The organism is Thermodesulfobacteriota bacterium, assembly GCA_036397855.1.
Taxonomy (GTDB): Bacteria; Desulfobacterota_D; UBA1144; order Nemesobacterales; family CSP1-2; genus DASWID01.
This window is the reverse complement of sequence record DASWID010000092.1, coordinates 1-17153: the sequence shown is the minus strand read 5'-3', so window position 1 is coordinate 17153 and position 17153 is coordinate 1. Positions and strand designations below refer to the sequence as shown.

Annotated in this window: 16 protein-coding genes; 7 read left to right on the top strand and 9 right to left on the bottom strand. The window is 40.7% G+C overall.

The annotated features are described in order from the left end of the window. Nucleotides 1–1584 (top strand): biotin/lipoyl-containing protein (locus VGA95_07140; GenBank protein HEX9666321.1); only part of this gene is annotated, 1584 nt, incomplete at its 5' end. 276 nt (nucleotides 1585–1860) lie between these two features. On the opposite strand, the gene VGA95_07135 is transcribed toward VGA95_07140, so the two are convergent. From VGA95_07135 to VGA95_07125, 3 genes are all read right to left on the bottom strand, one after another. Further along, a complete protein-coding gene (locus VGA95_07135) occupies nucleotides 1861–2151 on the bottom strand; it encodes a GIY-YIG nuclease family protein (GenBank protein HEX9666320.1) in 291 nt (96 codons plus the stop codon). A gap of 207 nt (nucleotides 2152–2358) precedes the next feature. Beyond that, complete coding sequence (locus tag VGA95_07130; protein HEX9666319.1) at nucleotides 2359–2877, bottom strand: isoprenylcysteine carboxylmethyltransferase family protein; 519 nt, start codon at nucleotides 2875–2877, stop codon at nucleotides 2359–2361. Continuing rightward, nucleotides 2874–3959: a 3-oxoacyl-[acyl-carrier-protein] synthase III C-terminal domain-containing protein gene (locus VGA95_07125; protein ID HEX9666318.1), complete on the bottom strand. Its 1086-nt coding sequence runs from the start codon at nucleotides 3957–3959 to the stop codon at nucleotides 2874–2876. Before VGA95_07125 ends, VGA95_07130 begins: the two co-directional genes overlap by 4 nt. A 251-nt stretch (nucleotides 3960–4210) precedes the next feature. Between VGA95_07125 and VGA95_07120 the strand changes: the two genes are divergently transcribed. Together VGA95_07120 and sppA are read left to right on the top strand one after the other, a co-directional pair. Then, on the top strand, nucleotides 4211–5680 hold the full coding sequence (locus VGA95_07120; protein ID HEX9666317.1) for a leucyl aminopeptidase: 1470 nt from the start codon (nucleotides 4211–4213) through the stop codon (nucleotides 5678–5680). Nucleotides 5681–5731: 51 nt separating this feature from the next. Continuing rightward, on the top strand, nucleotides 5732–7378 hold the full coding sequence (sppA, locus tag VGA95_07115) for a signal peptide peptidase SppA (GenBank protein HEX9666316.1): 1647 nt from the start codon (nucleotides 5732–5734) through the stop codon (nucleotides 7376–7378). Between the two features lie 30 nt (nucleotides 7379–7408). Here the strand turns inward: sppA and VGA95_07110 are convergent, their stop codons facing one another. Continuing rightward, complete coding sequence (locus VGA95_07110; GenBank protein ID HEX9666315.1) at nucleotides 7409–8332, bottom strand: branched-chain amino acid transaminase; 924 nt, start codon at nucleotides 8330–8332, stop codon at nucleotides 7409–7411. A gap of 131 nt (nucleotides 8333–8463) precedes the next feature. On the opposite strand from VGA95_07110, the gene VGA95_07105 reads away from it, so the two are divergent. Next, nucleotides 8464–9084 (top strand): polyhydroxyalkanoate synthesis regulator DNA-binding domain-containing protein, encoded by a 621-nt coding sequence (locus tag VGA95_07105; protein ID HEX9666314.1) that lies wholly within the window; start codon nucleotides 8464–8466, stop codon nucleotides 9082–9084. 34 nt (nucleotides 9085–9118) lie between these two features. Here VGA95_07105 and VGA95_07100 read toward each other — a convergent pair whose 3' ends face one another. Then, the gene (locus VGA95_07100) at nucleotides 9119–9775 is read right to left on the bottom strand and encodes a hypothetical protein (protein HEX9666313.1); all 657 of its coding nucleotides are present in this window, start codon (nucleotides 9773–9775) and stop codon (nucleotides 9119–9121) included. Nucleotides 9776–9909: 134 nt separating this feature from the next. Here VGA95_07100 and VGA95_07095 point away from each other — a divergent pair, with 134 nt between their 5' ends. Continuing rightward, nucleotides 9910–11160, top strand: coding sequence for a glycosyltransferase family 4 protein (locus VGA95_07095; GenBank protein ID HEX9666312.1), 1251 nt, complete (start codon nucleotides 9910–9912; stop codon nucleotides 11158–11160). A gap of 14 nt (nucleotides 11161–11174) precedes the next feature. On the opposite strand, the gene der is transcribed toward VGA95_07095, so the two are convergent. Beyond that, nucleotides 11175–12542 carry a ribosome biogenesis GTPase Der gene (gene der, locus VGA95_07090; GenBank protein HEX9666311.1) on the bottom strand — a complete coding sequence of 456 codons (1368 nt, stop codon included), beginning with the start codon at nucleotides 12540–12542 and terminating at the stop codon, nucleotides 11175–11177. A gap of 11 nt (nucleotides 12543–12553) precedes the next feature. Continuing rightward, nucleotides 12554–13393: an inositol monophosphatase family protein gene (locus VGA95_07085; protein HEX9666310.1), complete on the bottom strand. Its 840-nt coding sequence runs from the start codon at nucleotides 13391–13393 to the stop codon at nucleotides 12554–12556. Nucleotides 13394–13596: 203 nt separating this feature from the next. On the opposite strand from VGA95_07085, the gene VGA95_07080 reads away from it, so the two are divergent. Further along, the gene (locus tag VGA95_07080) at nucleotides 13597–14526 is read left to right on the top strand and encodes a tetratricopeptide repeat protein (protein HEX9666309.1); all 930 of its coding nucleotides are present in this window, start codon (nucleotides 13597–13599) and stop codon (nucleotides 14524–14526) included. A 365-nt stretch (nucleotides 14527–14891) separates the two neighbouring features. Continuing rightward, a complete protein-coding gene (locus VGA95_07075) occupies nucleotides 14892–15581 on the top strand; it encodes an HAD family phosphatase (protein ID HEX9666308.1) in 690 nt (229 codons plus the stop codon). 94 nt (nucleotides 15582–15675) lie between these two features. Here VGA95_07075 and VGA95_07070 read toward each other — a convergent pair whose 3' ends face one another. Together VGA95_07070 and VGA95_07065 are read right to left on the bottom strand one after the other, a co-directional pair. After that, nucleotides 15676–16437: an HAD family hydrolase gene (locus tag VGA95_07070; GenBank protein HEX9666307.1), complete on the bottom strand. Its 762-nt coding sequence runs from the start codon at nucleotides 16435–16437 to the stop codon at nucleotides 15676–15678. A 44-nt stretch (nucleotides 16438–16481) separates the two neighbouring features. Further along, on the bottom strand, nucleotides 16482–16859 hold the full coding sequence (locus VGA95_07065) for a CbiX/SirB N-terminal domain-containing protein (protein ID HEX9666306.1): 378 nt from the start codon (nucleotides 16857–16859) through the stop codon (nucleotides 16482–16484). Between the last annotated feature and the right edge of the window lie 294 nt (nucleotides 16860–17153).

The following is a 17153-nucleotide window of genomic DNA, read 5'->3' as shown; positions in this document are numbered from 1 at the left end:
GCCAACTACCCGGATAACGTCGTTAGAGAATTCATAAAAGAGGCGGCAAGCTGTGGTATAGACCTGTTCAGAATCTTTGATTGCTTCAACTGGATTCCAAATATGAAGGTTTCAATAGAAACGGCGCTTGACACGGGCAAGATAGTTGAAGCGGCAATATGTTATTCAGGTGATATCACCGACCCAAGACGCGATAAATACACGCTTAAGTACTACGTTGATCTCGCGAGGGAACTTTCGAAAATGCATGTTCACCTTATAGCCATCAAGGATATGGCCGGACTATGTAAGCCCTTTGCGGCGGAAAAGTTGGTTCGTGCAATAAAAGAAGAAACGGGAATACCCTTGCATTTTCATACCCACGCTACCAGTGGAAACGGGGAAGCTACAGTTCTCAAAGCTGCTGAAGCAGGCGCGGACATTGTTGATTCAGCCATCAGCTCGTTATCTGGACTGACCTCTCAGCCTAGTTTAAATGCGGTCGTCGCTGCCCTGGAAGGAACTGAGCGGGATACTTGCATCGATGTAAAAGACTTAAACAAACTGTCAACGTACTGGGAAGCGGTTAGAGGCTATTATGCGCCATTTGAAGGGGATATGAAATCTTCTAATGCCGATGTTTATCTATATGAAATCCCCGGTGGGCAATACACAAACCTGCGTTCACAGGCTCAATCGCTTGGATTAGGGGATAGATGGGAAGACATTAAACAGATGTACGCCGAGGCAAATAAACTCTTTGGCGATATCATTAAAGTCACTCCATCTTCGAAAGCGGTGGGGGATATGGCTTTATTTTTAATTCAAAATAATCTCAAACGGGATGATGTTATAAACAAAGCCGATCAAATCGCCTTTCCAGAAACTGTGATTGATATGATGGAGGGACACCTCGGGCAGACCCTGGGAGGATTTCCTCCTGAAATTCAAAAAGCTATCTTAAAGGATAAAACACCTATTAATGTAAGACCCGGGGAATTAATCCCATCGGCAGATTTCGATGGTAATAGAAAGAGATTGGAACTGGACCTTAATCATCACATAACGGATCAGGATTTAATCTCAGCCTTTCTTTATCCAGGAGTCTTTGAAGAATTCGATAAGCACAGGACACTCTATGGAGATGTCTCAGTGGTTCCTACATCCGCCTTCTATTATGGGATGGAGCCGGGAGAAGAGCTTACTGTAGAGATTGAGGAAGGCAAAACGATTCTCGTAAAGCTTTTTGCGATTGGTGAGACTGAGCCTGATGGAAGGGTACCACTACTGTTTGAGATTAATGGTCAGCCTCGACCGGTGAGGGTGTCGGATAAATCTGTTACAAGCACATTGGTAAAGGCCAAACCAAAAGCAGACATAAGGAACCCTCTGGAAGTGGGTGCACCGCTCAGCGGTAAGGTAGTGAATCTGTTTGCTAAAGAGGGTGATAAAGTGATTCACGATCAACCCTTGTTTACGATAGAAGCGATGAAGATGAGAACTAATATCAAAGCCATAAATGAGGGTGTTATCTCGAAGGTACTAATATCAGAGGGTGATAACGTTGAGGCAGGAGAGCTAGTTCTAAGACTCTCTGATGAATGAAGTGACAAGTAGGGAACGCATATCCTTCGACTAAGCGTGAAGGGGTTTATACTTTCCTAACACGACACTGTAAGTCCAATCCGTGTCAAAGGGTCAGTACAGGCTCCGTCGAAGTTTGAAGACACCTCTAGTCGAAAGGGCAATATAAATCCGTTCATCTTGAGCGTAGTCGAAGGGCGCGTCGAAGAAGCAACGAATGTCGGCCAGACAAATGAGGAAAAAACCCGTTCACACTGAGTTCATCGAAGTGTGAACACCTTCAGGATTCTATCAAAGTTATTTTTTCAAACACCTCTTCCTTGCTAATTTAGATATCTCCACCCAATCTCCTCTTATCAGAGCCTCCTTCTTCTTACGACTCCAGCCTTTGATCTGGTTCTCGCAAGCTAAAGCTTCTTCTCTTGTGCTGAATTCCTCAGAAAATGCAAGACTAATAGGAAGCCTAGTAGAGGTGTATCCTCCATATCCGCTATCAAAATGTTCTGCCAGCCTTTTTTCAAGATTGTCCGTATGACCTGTGTAATATGAACCATCTGCACAACGGAGGATATATACCCAAAACCGCATTATTTCATCCATTAGTTGTTAAATTCACACTTCGATGAACTCAGTGTGAACGGTTTTACATACAAATTATAACTCCAAAAAACCAAATCCGATCGCCCAGTCAAAGGATGATATATATGAATAGGAATTAACTAAAATGACCCTCAGACAAAGCACTTCGACAGGACAGGTATGCGTTCCCCGTAAGTAATCATACATCTCAATGTTTTAAGGGGTCTTTCCGGAAATATTTCCAAGAGCATTTTCTTCGATTTCAATTCTTCTTCGAACTAAAATGAAATTGATGATACTGAATAATATCGAAGTTAAATAACAGGAGTAGATCGATGGGATGACCGCGATCTCTATTATGACTGCTATATAATTTGGATGTTTAAGATATTTATAGGGACCTTTTGTTATAATGTGAAAGTTTGGAACGACCAGGACCTTGGTATTCCAATATACCCCTAAACTCGATATCGCCCAATATCTGAGTGTCTGGGCAATAAAAAAAATAAATAAAAATAAGACCCAAAATTTGTTTAACTCCCTTTGAAGTGAAAATTTCTCGAGGGCAAGAGAGATAAAGAAGGCAACGTGCATTGCTACAATATACTTGTATCCATCTCTGTCGAATTCCAGGGCCCCTTTTGATTTAACGATTTGCTCGTTACGTTTTGCAAGAAATAGCTCTAGAACGCGCTGTGAAATCAGAAAGGCGAAGAATATCCAAAAGAAGATCATACAACCTGGAATAAAATTATTTCAGAGCTGAAACCAGGACCTAGTGCTGAGATAAGACCATAATCGCCTGCGCTGTATTCGCCACTGTCAAGGAATTCTTTTAAGACATATAAAACAGTAGGGGAGGACATATTTCCGTGATCGCGGAGTACTTTCCTGGAATGACCGAGTGCTCCCTCGGCAAGACCAAGAGATTCCTCATAGGAATTTATGACCTTTATCCCTCCCGGGTGAAAAACATAATGCTTGATATCATTAATTGAGAGGTCATAAATTTCCAGTAGTTCTTCAATATTCTCATGCACATATTTTCTGACAATTGTCGGTATGTCCTTACTGAAGATGGCCTTGAACCCCGCATCCACTATTTCCCAACCCATCACGTCCAAAGAATCGTAGTAAGTTGTGGTCAGAGAATCGATTAACTTTATGCCACTGAGTCCGTACAAGCGGTGTTCGCATCCTGCTACTAGGGTAGCAGCGGCACCATCCGAGAATAGAGCCATAGCAACTATATTACTTTTAGAGTAGTCATCCCTCAATATTGAAAGGCTGCAAATTTCCAGTGCGATTAGAAGAACCGCACTCTTAGGAAAAGCCGTTGTGTACTCCATGGCCCGACTCAGCCCAACGGCACCTCCTACGCAGCCCAATCCCCAAATAGGGGATCGTTTCAGATGAGGGTCGAGTCTTAAATCGTTTATTATTATGGCATCAATGGAAGGGGTTGAAATGCCCGTACTCGATATATATATGATATGATCGAAATCGGATAGTTTGGCATCTATCTCGCTGATACACTTTTCAATGGCATCTATAGATAGAGTGGAAGCATTCTTGACGTACTCTTCGTTTTTTTCAACAAAACTGTGAGTCTGAAAAAACCATTCTTGAGGCTGAGTGAAATGCCTGGATTCTATCATGGAGTTATCAAAAACTTTTATCATTTTCTCTATATCATCGCGCTTATCGCTGAAAAGCTCGTAAGTGAAATTCTTAATATCACTCTGAGAAAAACAATATGGGACGTCTGCAAGTCCTACAGAAATTAGTTTTGGGTTACCGTCTGTCTTTGATAACAATTGGCCTCAGTAACGAAAGATAATATTATGGATCTAAGTTTACAAATAAAAGTTATCTGACATAGTATACTTATTCAATTTTAGGCTAAGAGCCGTAATGCGCGACTATCCGAATCTCATTTCATTCTACTGAGTTCTGTCGTCAATCTTATCCCTATTTTTACCTTTGAGAATTTGGATTTGATAACTTGGGTAGAGGTTCTTTATGGTAAACTAAACTATAATAGTATATTAAAGGGAGGGAAATTAACTTGGACTTTAAGTTTAGTAAAGGTGATCCACTAGAAGCGAAATGCGACGTGTTGGTGTTCGGAAAGTTCGAAAATGAGAGGATTGCAGGGCTGATTAAAAAAGCGGATAAGGCCCTGGAGAATGTGCTAGATCGTACCTTCGAGCAAGAAAAGTTCAAAGGCGAAATCGGAAAGAGCGTCATGATAAATACTCTAGGCAAAATACAGGCTGACCGAATACTGATAGTCGGCCTCGGGAAAAGGTCTAAATTCAGTCTCGATGTTTTAAGGAAAGTGGGGATTCACACTGCAAAAAGAACTAACTCACTTTCCCAAAGAACAACGTTTGCTCTTGAAATCGCGGGAAATAGGGGAAATTTCTCGGCACTTTCTGAGGGAATGATACTTGGATGCTATAACTTCAATAAATATAAGACAAAAGATAAAAGTTCTAATGGAGATAGGATAGTAGAGTTCGTCACCGATAAGGTGAAGGAGAAAATGTTCAGCGATGAGATTGAATACGCAAAAACCATTGCAGAAGCAACCAATTTCACGAGAGATTTGGTAAATGAACCTCCCTTTGCCCTGACGCCAAAAAGGCTCGCTGAGATTGCAGCAGAGATTGCAAATGACGGAAAACTCGGATGTAAGATTTTCGATACAAAGGAGATTGAAAAAAGGGGAATGGGGGGTCTAATGGCAGTCTCAAAAGGAAGCGATGAGCCTCCAAAGTTTATACATTTAACATTTGACCCGACAAGAACGCCAAAAAAAACAGTTGCAATTGTAGGTAAGGGAATTACCTTCGATTCAGGTGGCCTTTGTATAAAACCTAGCGACAGCATGCGAACAATGAAGATGGACATGAGTGGAGCGGCCTGCATTCTGGGAGTCATGAAGGCACTTCCAAGGCTAAATCCCCCTGTAAAAGTCCATGGGCTCATCTCTACAACTGAAAACATGCCTGGAGGAAAGGCCTATAAACCGGACGACATAATCCGCGCACTTGACGGGAAGACAATAGAGGTAGTCAACACAGATGCAGAAGGCAGAATTGTTCTAGCTGATGCCCTTTGTTATGCCGTTCAACTAAAGGTGAAAGAAATAGTAGATCTTGCAACCCTTACCGGGGCATGCATAGTGGGACTGGGGAACTATACTGCGGGTGTAATGGGTAATAATCAATCATTAATAAATAGGATTCTCGCTGCTGCAAACCTGGCGGGTGAAAAGGTATGGCAACTTCCACTGGATGAAGAACTCAGAACGGAGATTGATAGTGATGTTGCGGATGTTAAAAATGTTGGCAGTCGATGGGGAGGTGCGATTACCGCAGCAATGTTCTTAGAGAAGTTTGTCGGTGATACCCCGTGGGCGCACATCGACATTGCCGGACCAGCTTATTTAGAGAAGGGTGGCGATTGGTATCCTAAGGGTGGAACCGGGTTCGGGGTAAGAACGGTTATACATTACCTGCTTGGACGATAATTAAATACTCGAACAATACTAAAAAATATCCGAAGGAGAATCTCGCTATAAATGTTGCAGAGAATAATTGACTCAATTAATAGATATAACCTTATTGAAATAGAACTTGAAGGTGAATTGTCCGAAGAAGAAGAAAAATCCTTAATACCATTTTATCCAAGAAAGAAAAAGCTCACCATATGGGATTTAGAGAGAATATTTGATCATGCATCAAAAAGCCAAAGCGTTAAAGGTGTCTTGCTGATAATTAGGAATCTTAAGATCGGTTTGGCAAGGGCAGGGGGAATTAGAAGAAATATACACGAATTAAGAGAAAGCGGGAAAAGGGCTTTTGTCTATCTAGAATCCGGCGGAAATATTGAATACTTGATCAGCTCGGCCGCCGAAGTGATTTTCTTTTCGCCATGGTCAACACTGAATTTAATAGGTCTCAAAGCGGAAGTTTCGTTTTTGAAAGGCACGTTCGATAGACTCGGTATAGAGGCGCAGTTCAGGGGGCTCGGCGAGTATAAAAGCGCAACTGAAACATTTACGAGAACCAGTATGTCAGAGCCCCATAAAGAAATGCTTGCTTCAATTCTTGACGATTTTTATGCGCAGTTTATTGAAAGTATATCTCATGGTAGAGGAACCAAAGAAAATTCAATAAGAGAGTTGGTGGACAGAGGTCCTTTCACCGCAGAGGATGCGCTTGAAAAGGGACTCATTGACGGGATTGGTTATCAAGATGATTGTGAAAGGAAAATACAGGAATCACTAACCATTCAACTAAGAAAAATAAGTGCCTTAAGTTTATTGAGAGTTATTAATTTTAAGGATTTAATCCGACGTGTTGTTGCAAAGATTAAGGGTAAATCACAGGTCATCGCAATTTTATCCGATTCAGGGATGATTTCTCATGGATCGAGCAAAGGCACGGGAGTGGCAAAGATACTGGGTTCCCAAACAATCATTAGCCTCCTAAATAATCTAGCCAAAGACGACGATGTAAAGGCAATTATTTTAAGGATTCTCACACCAGGGGGTTCTGGCATAGCCTCTGATTTGATATGTCACCAACTTAAAGTCATCGCGGAAAAGAAACCAATCGTTGTCTCAATGTCTGACGTAGCCGCGTCAGGCGGTTATCTCGTTGGATTAGGAGCTGATAAAATAGTGGCCGAGCCATTCACGCTAACCGGATCAATTGGGATAATATCGGGAAAATTCAACCTACAGAATCTCTACAACAAACTCGGAGTAGTAAAGGAATCTATCATACGCGGCAAGAGTGCCCTGATGTTTTCCAGTTCCAGAGGTTTTACAAAGACTGAAGAAGAGAATCTATTAAAAATGATGAAATCTCTCTATAATCGGTTTGTCGAAAGGGTTGCAATCGAGAGAGAAAAGGATTTTGAAACAGCTGAAAGCCTGTCACGGGGAAGAGTTTGGACAGGGAGGCAGGCGAAAAAACACGGTCTCATAGACGAGCTTGGCGGCATAAGATTAGCTATCGAAGTGGCGAAGAGGGAGGCTGGTATACCCGAAACTATTTCCCCGGTTGTGAAGTTTATTTCAAAGCCAAAAGGACTTCAATTTGATCCTTTCGCAAAGAGTGTTGCATTGAAAGAGCAATTCGAAACACTAATCGAATTGATAACGGAATTAGACGGTGAAACTGCTATAACCCTGATGCCATACTGGATTAAAATCAGATAGGACGGTGACGAAATCAAATATTAGGGTCGGTCATTGATTTAGAAATTCCAGCCATTTAAAAAACTTTTTATCCTTGCCTCGAATAATATCAAAAAATCTGGATTGCAGTTTCCTCGTGATCCTTCCGGGTTTACCATTCCCTATTTTTCTCCCATCAACCTCTCGTAAGGGAGTGATTTCTGCTGCTGTTCCGGTGAGAAATGCCTCGTCGGCAATATATAGTTCATCTCTCGTGAATCTCTCAGTCTCGATCTCAAATCCCTCATCGTATGCGATCTCTATCACACAATTTCTCGTAATTCCCTCGAGTATTGATGTGAGAGGAGGAGTTTTCAATCTGCCATTTCTCACAATGAATATATTTTCACCGCTACCCTCTGCTACATAACCTTCGTTATCCAGCATTATAGCTTCATCGAAACCCAGGGATGTAACCTCGAGCTTCGCCAAGACCGAATTAGCATAGTTTCCACTAATTTTCGCCTTGGTCATGAATGAGTTTACGTTCATTCTGGTATACGAGGAGATCTTGGCTTTTATGCCCTTTGTTACGCCGTCGCCACCGAAATACGCGCCCCACGGGTATGCAGCGATAGCGACACGCACCGGGTTTTTCCCAGGGTGTACTCCCATAATTCCTGAACCAATGAAAACAATTGGTCTTATGTAACCCTCTTGCAGCTTGTTTTTTATGAGTAGTTCAAATATGGCATCCCTTATTTCCTTTTTCGAGAAGGGTATGGCTATTTGTGCGATATGCGCAGACGAAAAAAGCCTGTCTATATGTTCAGTCAACCGGAATATTGCGGGCCGGTTATCCTGACATTTATAAGCTCTTATTCCTTCAAATACGCCCAACCCGTAATGGAGCGTATGAGTAAGTACATGTATATCTGCTTGGTCCCATGGTACAAGTTTCCCATCAAACCAAATCGTATGACCCTTATGGGACATCAAAATCTCCTAGAAAATGGTGACAGAGTAAAAAAGCACATAGAATATTGCTTACAATATACATAGTTGTCAAGTATATTTTGCTGATTTTCTTGACTACGATGGTTTTCTAGGAATAATTATATTTGCAGATGGAAGAAAGATTATCGGGACAGGTTGTAATTAAAAAATATAGTAACAGACGCCTCTACGATACCAAACACAAAAAATATGTTACCTTAGACGAAATAGGTGCCCTTATTCGCGAGGGTGACGAGATCAAGGTGATTGACACTCAGACAGGAGAAGATATATCGAAGCTGATTTTGATTCAGGTGGTTTTGGAAAGCGAAAAAAACAAAGAAGATATACTTCCGGCATCCTTCCTGCACATGCTTATAAAATATGGCAATAAGATCGCAAGAGACTTTATTGAGAACTCATTCCTCATGATGTTTCAGCCCTATTTATCTTTTCAAGATAGTTTAAAAAAGAACATGCGTTTGTGGAAAGACACGGGGTTAATGCCACCGGGGCTCGAGATGCCTTTTCCCTCTGAAGGCCAGGATGTAATGCCAGGAGGAAAATATGATTATGAACCTGCGTCTCCCCCTGAGGTAGAGGAACCACAGCCTTCATCTTTGGAGCTCGATGCACTGCGACAAAAGCTAAAGGAACTCGATAACAAAATTCAAAAGTTGAATAGAAGTCATCGGGTTAAGTCAAAGAAAAGAGTCCATCGCTCAAAACCTAGTAACCCTTCAAATCCCTAAAATTTACCTGTAAGACTCATAATCTGCGGTCAGGCTATTTAATAGTGAGTGTACCAGCGGTTACAACATTACTAGATTCTAGGATTCCCCTAACTTTAACTTTTGTACCAATATCTTCACAAAAACAGGGTTCATTTCGACAACCCGTTATATCGGTTGTAGGGGTAATATTGACTATTACAAACACCTCCGGCTTAGTGTTTCGTGTTTGTACCTCGAGGGTGCCGCTATTAACATCGCAGTCATTTTGAAGTACAGTCCCATCAAAGTTAGTTACAATTGAACCGGTAAAAATCACATTCCCATTTTCAATGTTGATAGTACCCAGTTCGAGCGTCGCGCCTCTGTAAACATTGAGGAATGTTTGAGCAAATGGCGATGAATCCTCCTGTTCACTAAATGTTAATCTCACAGATTGTCCTGAAAATAGACCTTCAATCATAAAAAATCCTGAACTGGGAAGTGTTGCGGACAACTCAGGGTTTTCATTTACAGTGACAATAGTCCCTTCAACCGGGATCGTGTTGGGAACAATACTGGTGACGGTGCCCTGAACAGTCTCAAAGCTGTCACCCCCATCACCACCACCGCCGCCACCGAACTCAATGTCGCAACCGCTCAAAAAAATTAACGATGCTAATGTAATATTCAACATTATCAAATTCAGCGTTCGTGATCCTATATCTCTCATATAAACCTCCGGTTTTTTCAATACCAATAAATCTGTAAATTATAACCTTCAAATTTCAATTTTCCATTATGCTCGAAACTAATCTCATGGTAAATTGCTACCAGTAATAAGTTGTTCCTTTACTGATCCAAAGAATGAACACATTGCCAAAGGTTCTCTTTATAAACCACTCGGTAAGAGATGGAGGCCCGGGAAGAAGCCTTTATTATATCCTGAAGTATATTGATAAAACAAAAGTAACCCCATACGTACTCGTCCCGAAGCATGACGTCTTTTCAGACCTTCTTAGAAATGTCGGACTAGCCGACAATATAATAATCGACCGCAGGTTCCCGGAAAACATATTGAGGCCGCGATTCGAAGAAGATAAGCAGTTCAGGGAAAGGGATGGTTCAAGATTATATCAGGGAACGTTGAAAGTCATATCTGTTACCTTAAATGTATTAGATCTAATATCCCTCATAGTAACCTCTCCGTTTTCAAAGACCTTCAGAGATGCAGATATAATATACTGCAACGGAACATTGGCTAAGATAACAGGCTCACTTATCGGCCTATTTAACCGGCGGCAGGCTATCTGGCACGTAAGAAATGTACAACAAACAAAAACACTCTGGGCTACTATCAACTTTCTATCTTTACTGCCCGTGGTGAAAAAGATTATTTGTGTCTCAACTGCGGCAGCGAACCAGTTTCGTTACAGCAAAGGCAAGATATCGGTCATTCATAATGGCATTGACACAGAAGAATACGATCCCGGAAGTTCTGTTGGAACATTACGGAGAGAATACGATATCAAAAAGGGTACTGTGATCGTGGGTAGTATCGGAAGGATTGTTCCAAGGAAAGGTTATGAATTTCTGATCAAAGCCGCGAGTGCAGTTTGCAATGAGCTCGGCGATGAAAACCCTGCCGTTAAATTTGTGGTGGTTGGGGATACACCCCATTTCTTTCGAAATGATCATCTCTATTATATAAGAGGGTTGGTACGTAAGTATGGCCTAGAGGACTACTTCATATTTACAGGTTACAAGACTGACATACGACCCTATCTAAAAGATTTTGACATTTTTGTTATACCATCGAATTATCCAGACCCTTTTCCTCGCACGGTGATAGAAGCAATGTCTTTTGCAATTCCGGTTGTGGGTTTCAGGGTAGGGGGGATAGTAGAATCTGTCGCGAATCATGAAACTGGTCTCTTGAGCGATCCTGGAAATACCATGGATATGGGTAAAAATATTTCAGATCTCATTCTTGATAAAGCGCTCAGAAAAAAAATGGGGTTTGCGGGCAGGAAAAGGGTCATTGAGCTATTTTCTGCAAAAGAGAGGTCGAAAGAAACTGAAAAGAACATTCTTGATCTATTAGAAAATACTGACTGAAATTGGGCATTTTATTACTGTGAAAATTGTTTATATCTGCTTCTCCTTGCCCTGAAGATGAACTTCACTGGCACCCCCTCAAGTGGTAACTCAGCGCGAAATTTATTTTCCAGATATCTCACATAATTGTCGGGTACTCCCTTGAGGGAGTTGGTAAATATTACATATGTGGGAGGATTGCTCATCGGCTGGGATATATAATAGAATTTGATTTCTCTTCCCTGATAATGAGGAAGAGGATTGATAGAAGTGATCCTGTTAAGTAAATTATTTAGCACCTTGGTGGTGAGCCTCCGGTATAGGTTGTCGTAGACTAAATCAACCTTCTCAAAAATCTTATTCACGTTTTTCCCAGTTAGGGCTGAAACCAGTATCACGGGCGCGAAGTCTGTTGCTTTCAGCTTCTCTCTCACAATTTCCTGTATGCCTGGTATTTCAGAAACGTCTCTGGGCACAAGATCCCATTTATTTAGCAAAATTATACATCCCTTGCCCTTATCTTTTATTAGTTCCGAGAGTCTGGCATCTTGGTGTGTTGGGCCATCCTGAGCGTCTATCATATGCAAAACTATGTCTGTTCTCTCTATAGATTTTATCGCCCTCATTACACTGAATCTTTCCACCGAAGAAGTGATTTTCGACCTCCTTCTAATCCCTGCTGTATCAATAAGGATATATTTCTTCCCCCTTTCATCCAGGATAGTATCCACCGAGTCTCTCGTAGTTCCAGGCAGAGGACTTGTCAGCAATCGTTCCTCTCCGATGATCCGATTTATAAGGGTGGATTTGCCAACGTTCGGTTTCCCTATTACAGCGACCCGTATCTCTTGTTTTTCGATGATATGATCACTCCTATATTCAACTAAAGGTATCTTTTCCAGAATTGCGTCTAAGAGTTCGTCGATTTTCCTGCCATGTTCCGCGGAAATAGTGATAACGTCATCAATTCCCAATGAATGAAATTCGACTGCCCTGATTTCGTGTTTCTCGTGGTCTATTTTATTTATAACACTTATTACATCTTTATCTGATTTCCTTAGCATATCTAAGATCTCTCTGTCCTGAGGCATTACACCGGTCTGACCATCGAGAAGGAAGATTATCAAGTCGGCTTCTTCAATGGCTTTTCGAATTTGACCCTTAGCTAGGGAAAGATGCAGATCATCGGTCTTGGGTTCAAACCCACCTGTATCAACGAGCTCAAACTCTACCCCTCTCCATAGTGCTTTCGCATAATTCCGATCTCTCGTAACACCCGGAATATCCTCGACTATCGCCTTTCTCCACCCGATTAGTCTATTAAAAAGTGAGGATTTACCTACGTTAGGTCTTCCAACTATTGCGATAAGTGGTCTTTTTCTCGAAATAGAATTTTGTTTCATAGTGAATAAATTCAGAACCCAATCTTTATCTTCCCATTAGAGGCGATGAGGTCATAACTTTTAATTGCGTCAAACTCGGACCATTGATAGGGGACACCGTCAAAATGTAAAATGTCGCCACCGGCTTCCTTTACAAATAGCACTCCGGCGGCTATATCCCAGAGAGAGATTCGCGTAGTAATATAGCAATCCGATCTTCCCATACCCACGTAAGCAAGCTCAATTGCCGCTGAGCCAAGCTTACGAGCATCTTTAACATCGAGATAAACGCCTTTAATTATGTTTAATACACGCGCCTTATCCGTTTCACCCCCTTCACAATACAAAACATAGGCTCGCTCAAGCATATTATTTTTGGAGACATTAACCATTTTCAATGTGCGTCTGAAAAGATCATAGTGATATGCGCCTTTCTCCCTGATAGCCACAAATCTTTCAGATAACATCGGGGCCTCAATGACACCTAACAAAGGCGCGCCATTTACCCATAGGGAAATCGATATTGCGAACAAAGGGTTGTGATTAGCAAAATTACCCGTTCCATCTAATGGATCAATAATCCAAAGGTAGTCCTTTTGCTTCGCTATAAATCCGGTCTCTTCGGTGACATAAGAATGATCTGGGAAATTTTTTTCAATCGACTCCCTAATGATTTTATCCGCAGTTTCATCATAAATGGTCTTTAATTCCTTTACGGTTCCCCTCTCGACAGGCTCCTCACTCCTGTAAGATTCAAGGAGCTTTTGTCCGGCCTTTTTAGCGATTGACATAGCTCCCCTTAAAAATCTCCCGTCATTTTTCGAAATCCTTTTGTAAATCATGTCTTCCACAATTCCCATGAGGTTTATCATACATAAAATTACCGCGATACTTAAGTGAGCTCCCGTTGACTATTCGGATGATATACTCCCAAATCGTAAAAAACCCGAGTGAACTGAATTCAGTAATCAACATATGCCTGGTGGAGGCAATAGATTGGATCTTAAGTTTCAGTTATTGTTAATATGTTCCTAACTTCTCCTCAATTGATAAAATTTCAGCGGAGGGATCTGAAATGAGGTTCTTATACACGCTATGTTGGATACTTATCTCATTTTTAATTTTTCGAAATGCAGTAGCTCAAGAGGATTTCATTCAGAGATACATAATATCAGGTAAGACTATTGAAGTCGTTTTTGGTGCCTATGGGTTCACCGATTCCAAATGGATCGGACGATGCGAGCCTGAAACAGCCAGCAAATTATGCGGTAAAACATACACCGGCAGCTACAAGGACGAACTGCATACTTGGGAGTTCAGTAGACTCAATGAGAACACGGGAAGCGTTGAAACACGCCGCTCCCAGGCATTAAGAAAGGGTGATCCTGTTAACTACAAGATGGTAATTTGGGATGAGGAGTTTAGCTTCGACGAGAAGGGTAATGTTTTACACTCTGGTGACGGAAGAGTCGCCCATATTTTGCCCGGCGATCTTATGCCAACGACCGCTAGACCTGAAACCAATGAAATAGAAAAAACTAGTATTAGAAATTATAGAACGGAGGGAATCGATTTTCTTCAGGATTATGAATACCAAAACGCAATAGATAGTTTCGACAAGGCATTAGAGGCAAACCCATTGGATAAAATTTTATATTTTTATAGGGGGTACTCCTATTTGAGACTAGAACAATACGAAAAGGCAGTTGCAGACCTGGAAAAGGCAACAATCCTGGATCAAACGAATGCAGATGCACTTAGCAGCCTGGCAGCCGCATATCTGGAACTAAAAGAATATGAAGATGTGATCAGGACCGCTACAAAGGCTATTATTCTTAACCCAAAGGATGCGGCTAGCTATTTCAATAGGGGTATTGCATATAATTTCACGCATAAATATGATAAGGCTTATAGAGACTTCAGTGAGGTGGTTAACCTTGAACCTGGAAATGAAGACGCTATCATAAATAGGGATTTGTCGTTAAAAAAGGCAAAGAGTGAATAGATGAATCCTAAAATGTCAGGTTTGACCTGGATTGCATTACGGTTTAAATAGTCTCGAAGATGCTAGGTATAAGTCTACCTACAACTAATGTTCTAATCCTTAAATTTAAGATGAAAACGGACAGTTAGATAAGCCGCTTATATTGCAATATTAATAAAAAGATTTAGCTTCTGGTATGAAATCTAGAAGGAATTTAATAAAGATTCTAACAGATTACATTATGTATTTTACTTCTCAATATTAGCTCTTGCATATAATTGCTTCAAGTTATTAGAATTTAATGTTGAATATTAAAAGTTAAATAAATTTGTTAATAATATTTATCGAAAATTAGGTCTAAATCTCCAGATATAAGGAAATTCATTATGTTAAAGGCAATAGTCTTCGACTTTGATGGAATTATTGTGGATGCTGAACCTGTTCACCTGAAAGCATTTCAAGGGGTTCTGGGTCAGAATGGAATTTTTCTCTCGGAAGAGGAGTACTACGAACGATATTTAGCGTTGGATGACAGGACTCTTTTTTCAAATATTCTCAGGGATAGGAAAATGAATTTTGATGATTTTACAATTGAGGGTTTCATGCAAAAAAAATCGGAAAGTTATGAAAAATTAATAAGAGAGGACACTAAAATATTCCCTGGGGTAATTGATTTTGTAACTTCGGTACATAAAAAGTATCTTTTGGGTATTGGCTCCGGTGCATTAAAACATGAAATAGAATTTATACTAGATTATGCCGGGATAAAGGATAAATTTAGTGTTATCGTGAGTGCCGAAGATGTACAAAAATGCAAGCCCGATCCTGAGGTCTTTGTAAAGGCTCTTCTCAAAATAAATAAGAAACTTCCCCATGGCTCAGAGCCTATATACCCCTCTGAGTGCTTAGTCATAGAGGATTCGTCTGCCGGCATCAGGGCCGCAAGGGTTGCTGGGATGAGAACACTCGCAATAACTAATTCGTATACAAGCTGCAAACTTTCCGAGGCAAACCTAATCGCGGATAGTTTGCTAGAAGTAGAAATTGAGGACCTAGAAGAGCTTTTTAAGATTTGACAGGTAGAAGGTGTTAATGTCTGTAATAAAATAGGGAGATTCCAAGATCAATCTTATTTTAAAACTTAATTAATGTTATAAAAGAAATTAAGTATTATATGTAAGCCTTTGATATTACACCAATTATATCCGTAAACTTAGAGACTGTGTGATTAGGATGGTATTTTTGATCATAAATTTTTTCATCTCTTCTATTAATCCAAATAACATCCATGCCAACCGATTTTGCCCCTACAACGTCCGCATAGTAATTATCACCGACATATAAGGCGTCGCCGGGGGCTGAATTGAGGAGCTCGAGAGCCTTCAAAAATATCTCGGGCCTTGGCTTTCTCCAGCCTATTTCTACCGATATTACGACTATTTCGAAGTACTTTCGTATATCAAACTTGTTAAGGAGCATGTAAGCTGCTGGAGCGTAGTCAAAATTAGAAATAATAGCCAACCTATTATTCTTTTCGAAAATAAAATCTAATGCATCTCTATTCTCTTCCGGAAACTCCATTGTGGTAGAAAGACCCTTCATATGCGCCTTAACCATCTCATCTATTACCGGGCCGACATCAGAATTTAATTCAATTCCTAAACTGCTCATCAAAATCTCGAACCTTTCCCCATTGTAAAATTCCTTATTGTCAATCGATTTTAGTTGTTGGAATTTTTCATAGCTTGCCACGAATGAATCATGAAATTTATCCCTATCGTAACCTTGATAATATTTTTCAAATACCTTAAAGACAGGGGTGAAGGTTGAATTATGTTTCTCACCGTTTATAGAAAACTCCGGCAGACGAGATCGATTAAAATCAATCAGGGTATCAAAAAGGTCAAAGATGAATACTTTATACTCCTTCATAGAAAGATATTAACGTATTATAAAAAAAGCTTAGAGATGATGATTTACTTAAAAGCGTTACTTTTTGCCCTCTCAAGAACAACCTTAAGAATTTTATCATCTAACCCAAGAGGGTCGGTGACTCTGTATGAAACTTGCGGATGCTTCTTTGCGGCTTCTTTCACCATATTTGGTATATCCTGTGTTGAATGTTTGCCCGGGAAGAGAAAATAGGGGTGTACTATAATTTCCTCCGCGCCATCGGCTACGCATGCGTCGAATGTCTGAGATATTGTCGGCTCGGCTAGCTCCATGTGCGAGTAGCGCACTATTTCGAAGTTGCACTCGTTATCCTCTCTCAACATTTGCGTGACCTGCACAAGCATATCATTTGCTTGATCCACAACACTGCCATGATCCACAATTATCAAAGCCCTTTTCATTTTTTCCATTTCGATATTTGAATTAATGCAGAATACGTGAGAAAATCTATCTCCCTCATCTTACATCCTTCATCCTGCATCCTGTATCATGTATCCTGCATCGTGCATCCTGTATCATGCATCCTGGGTCCTTTTTTACTTCTTACTCGCATTTAATTTTATTGTTTCTATGACAATCTCTGCGGCTCGATAAAATTCCTCTAACACCAGGTATTCATTAACGGTATGCAGTTCATACATTCCGGTACCCAGATTAGCGCATTCGATACCCATTTGATTGAAAAAGTTAGCATC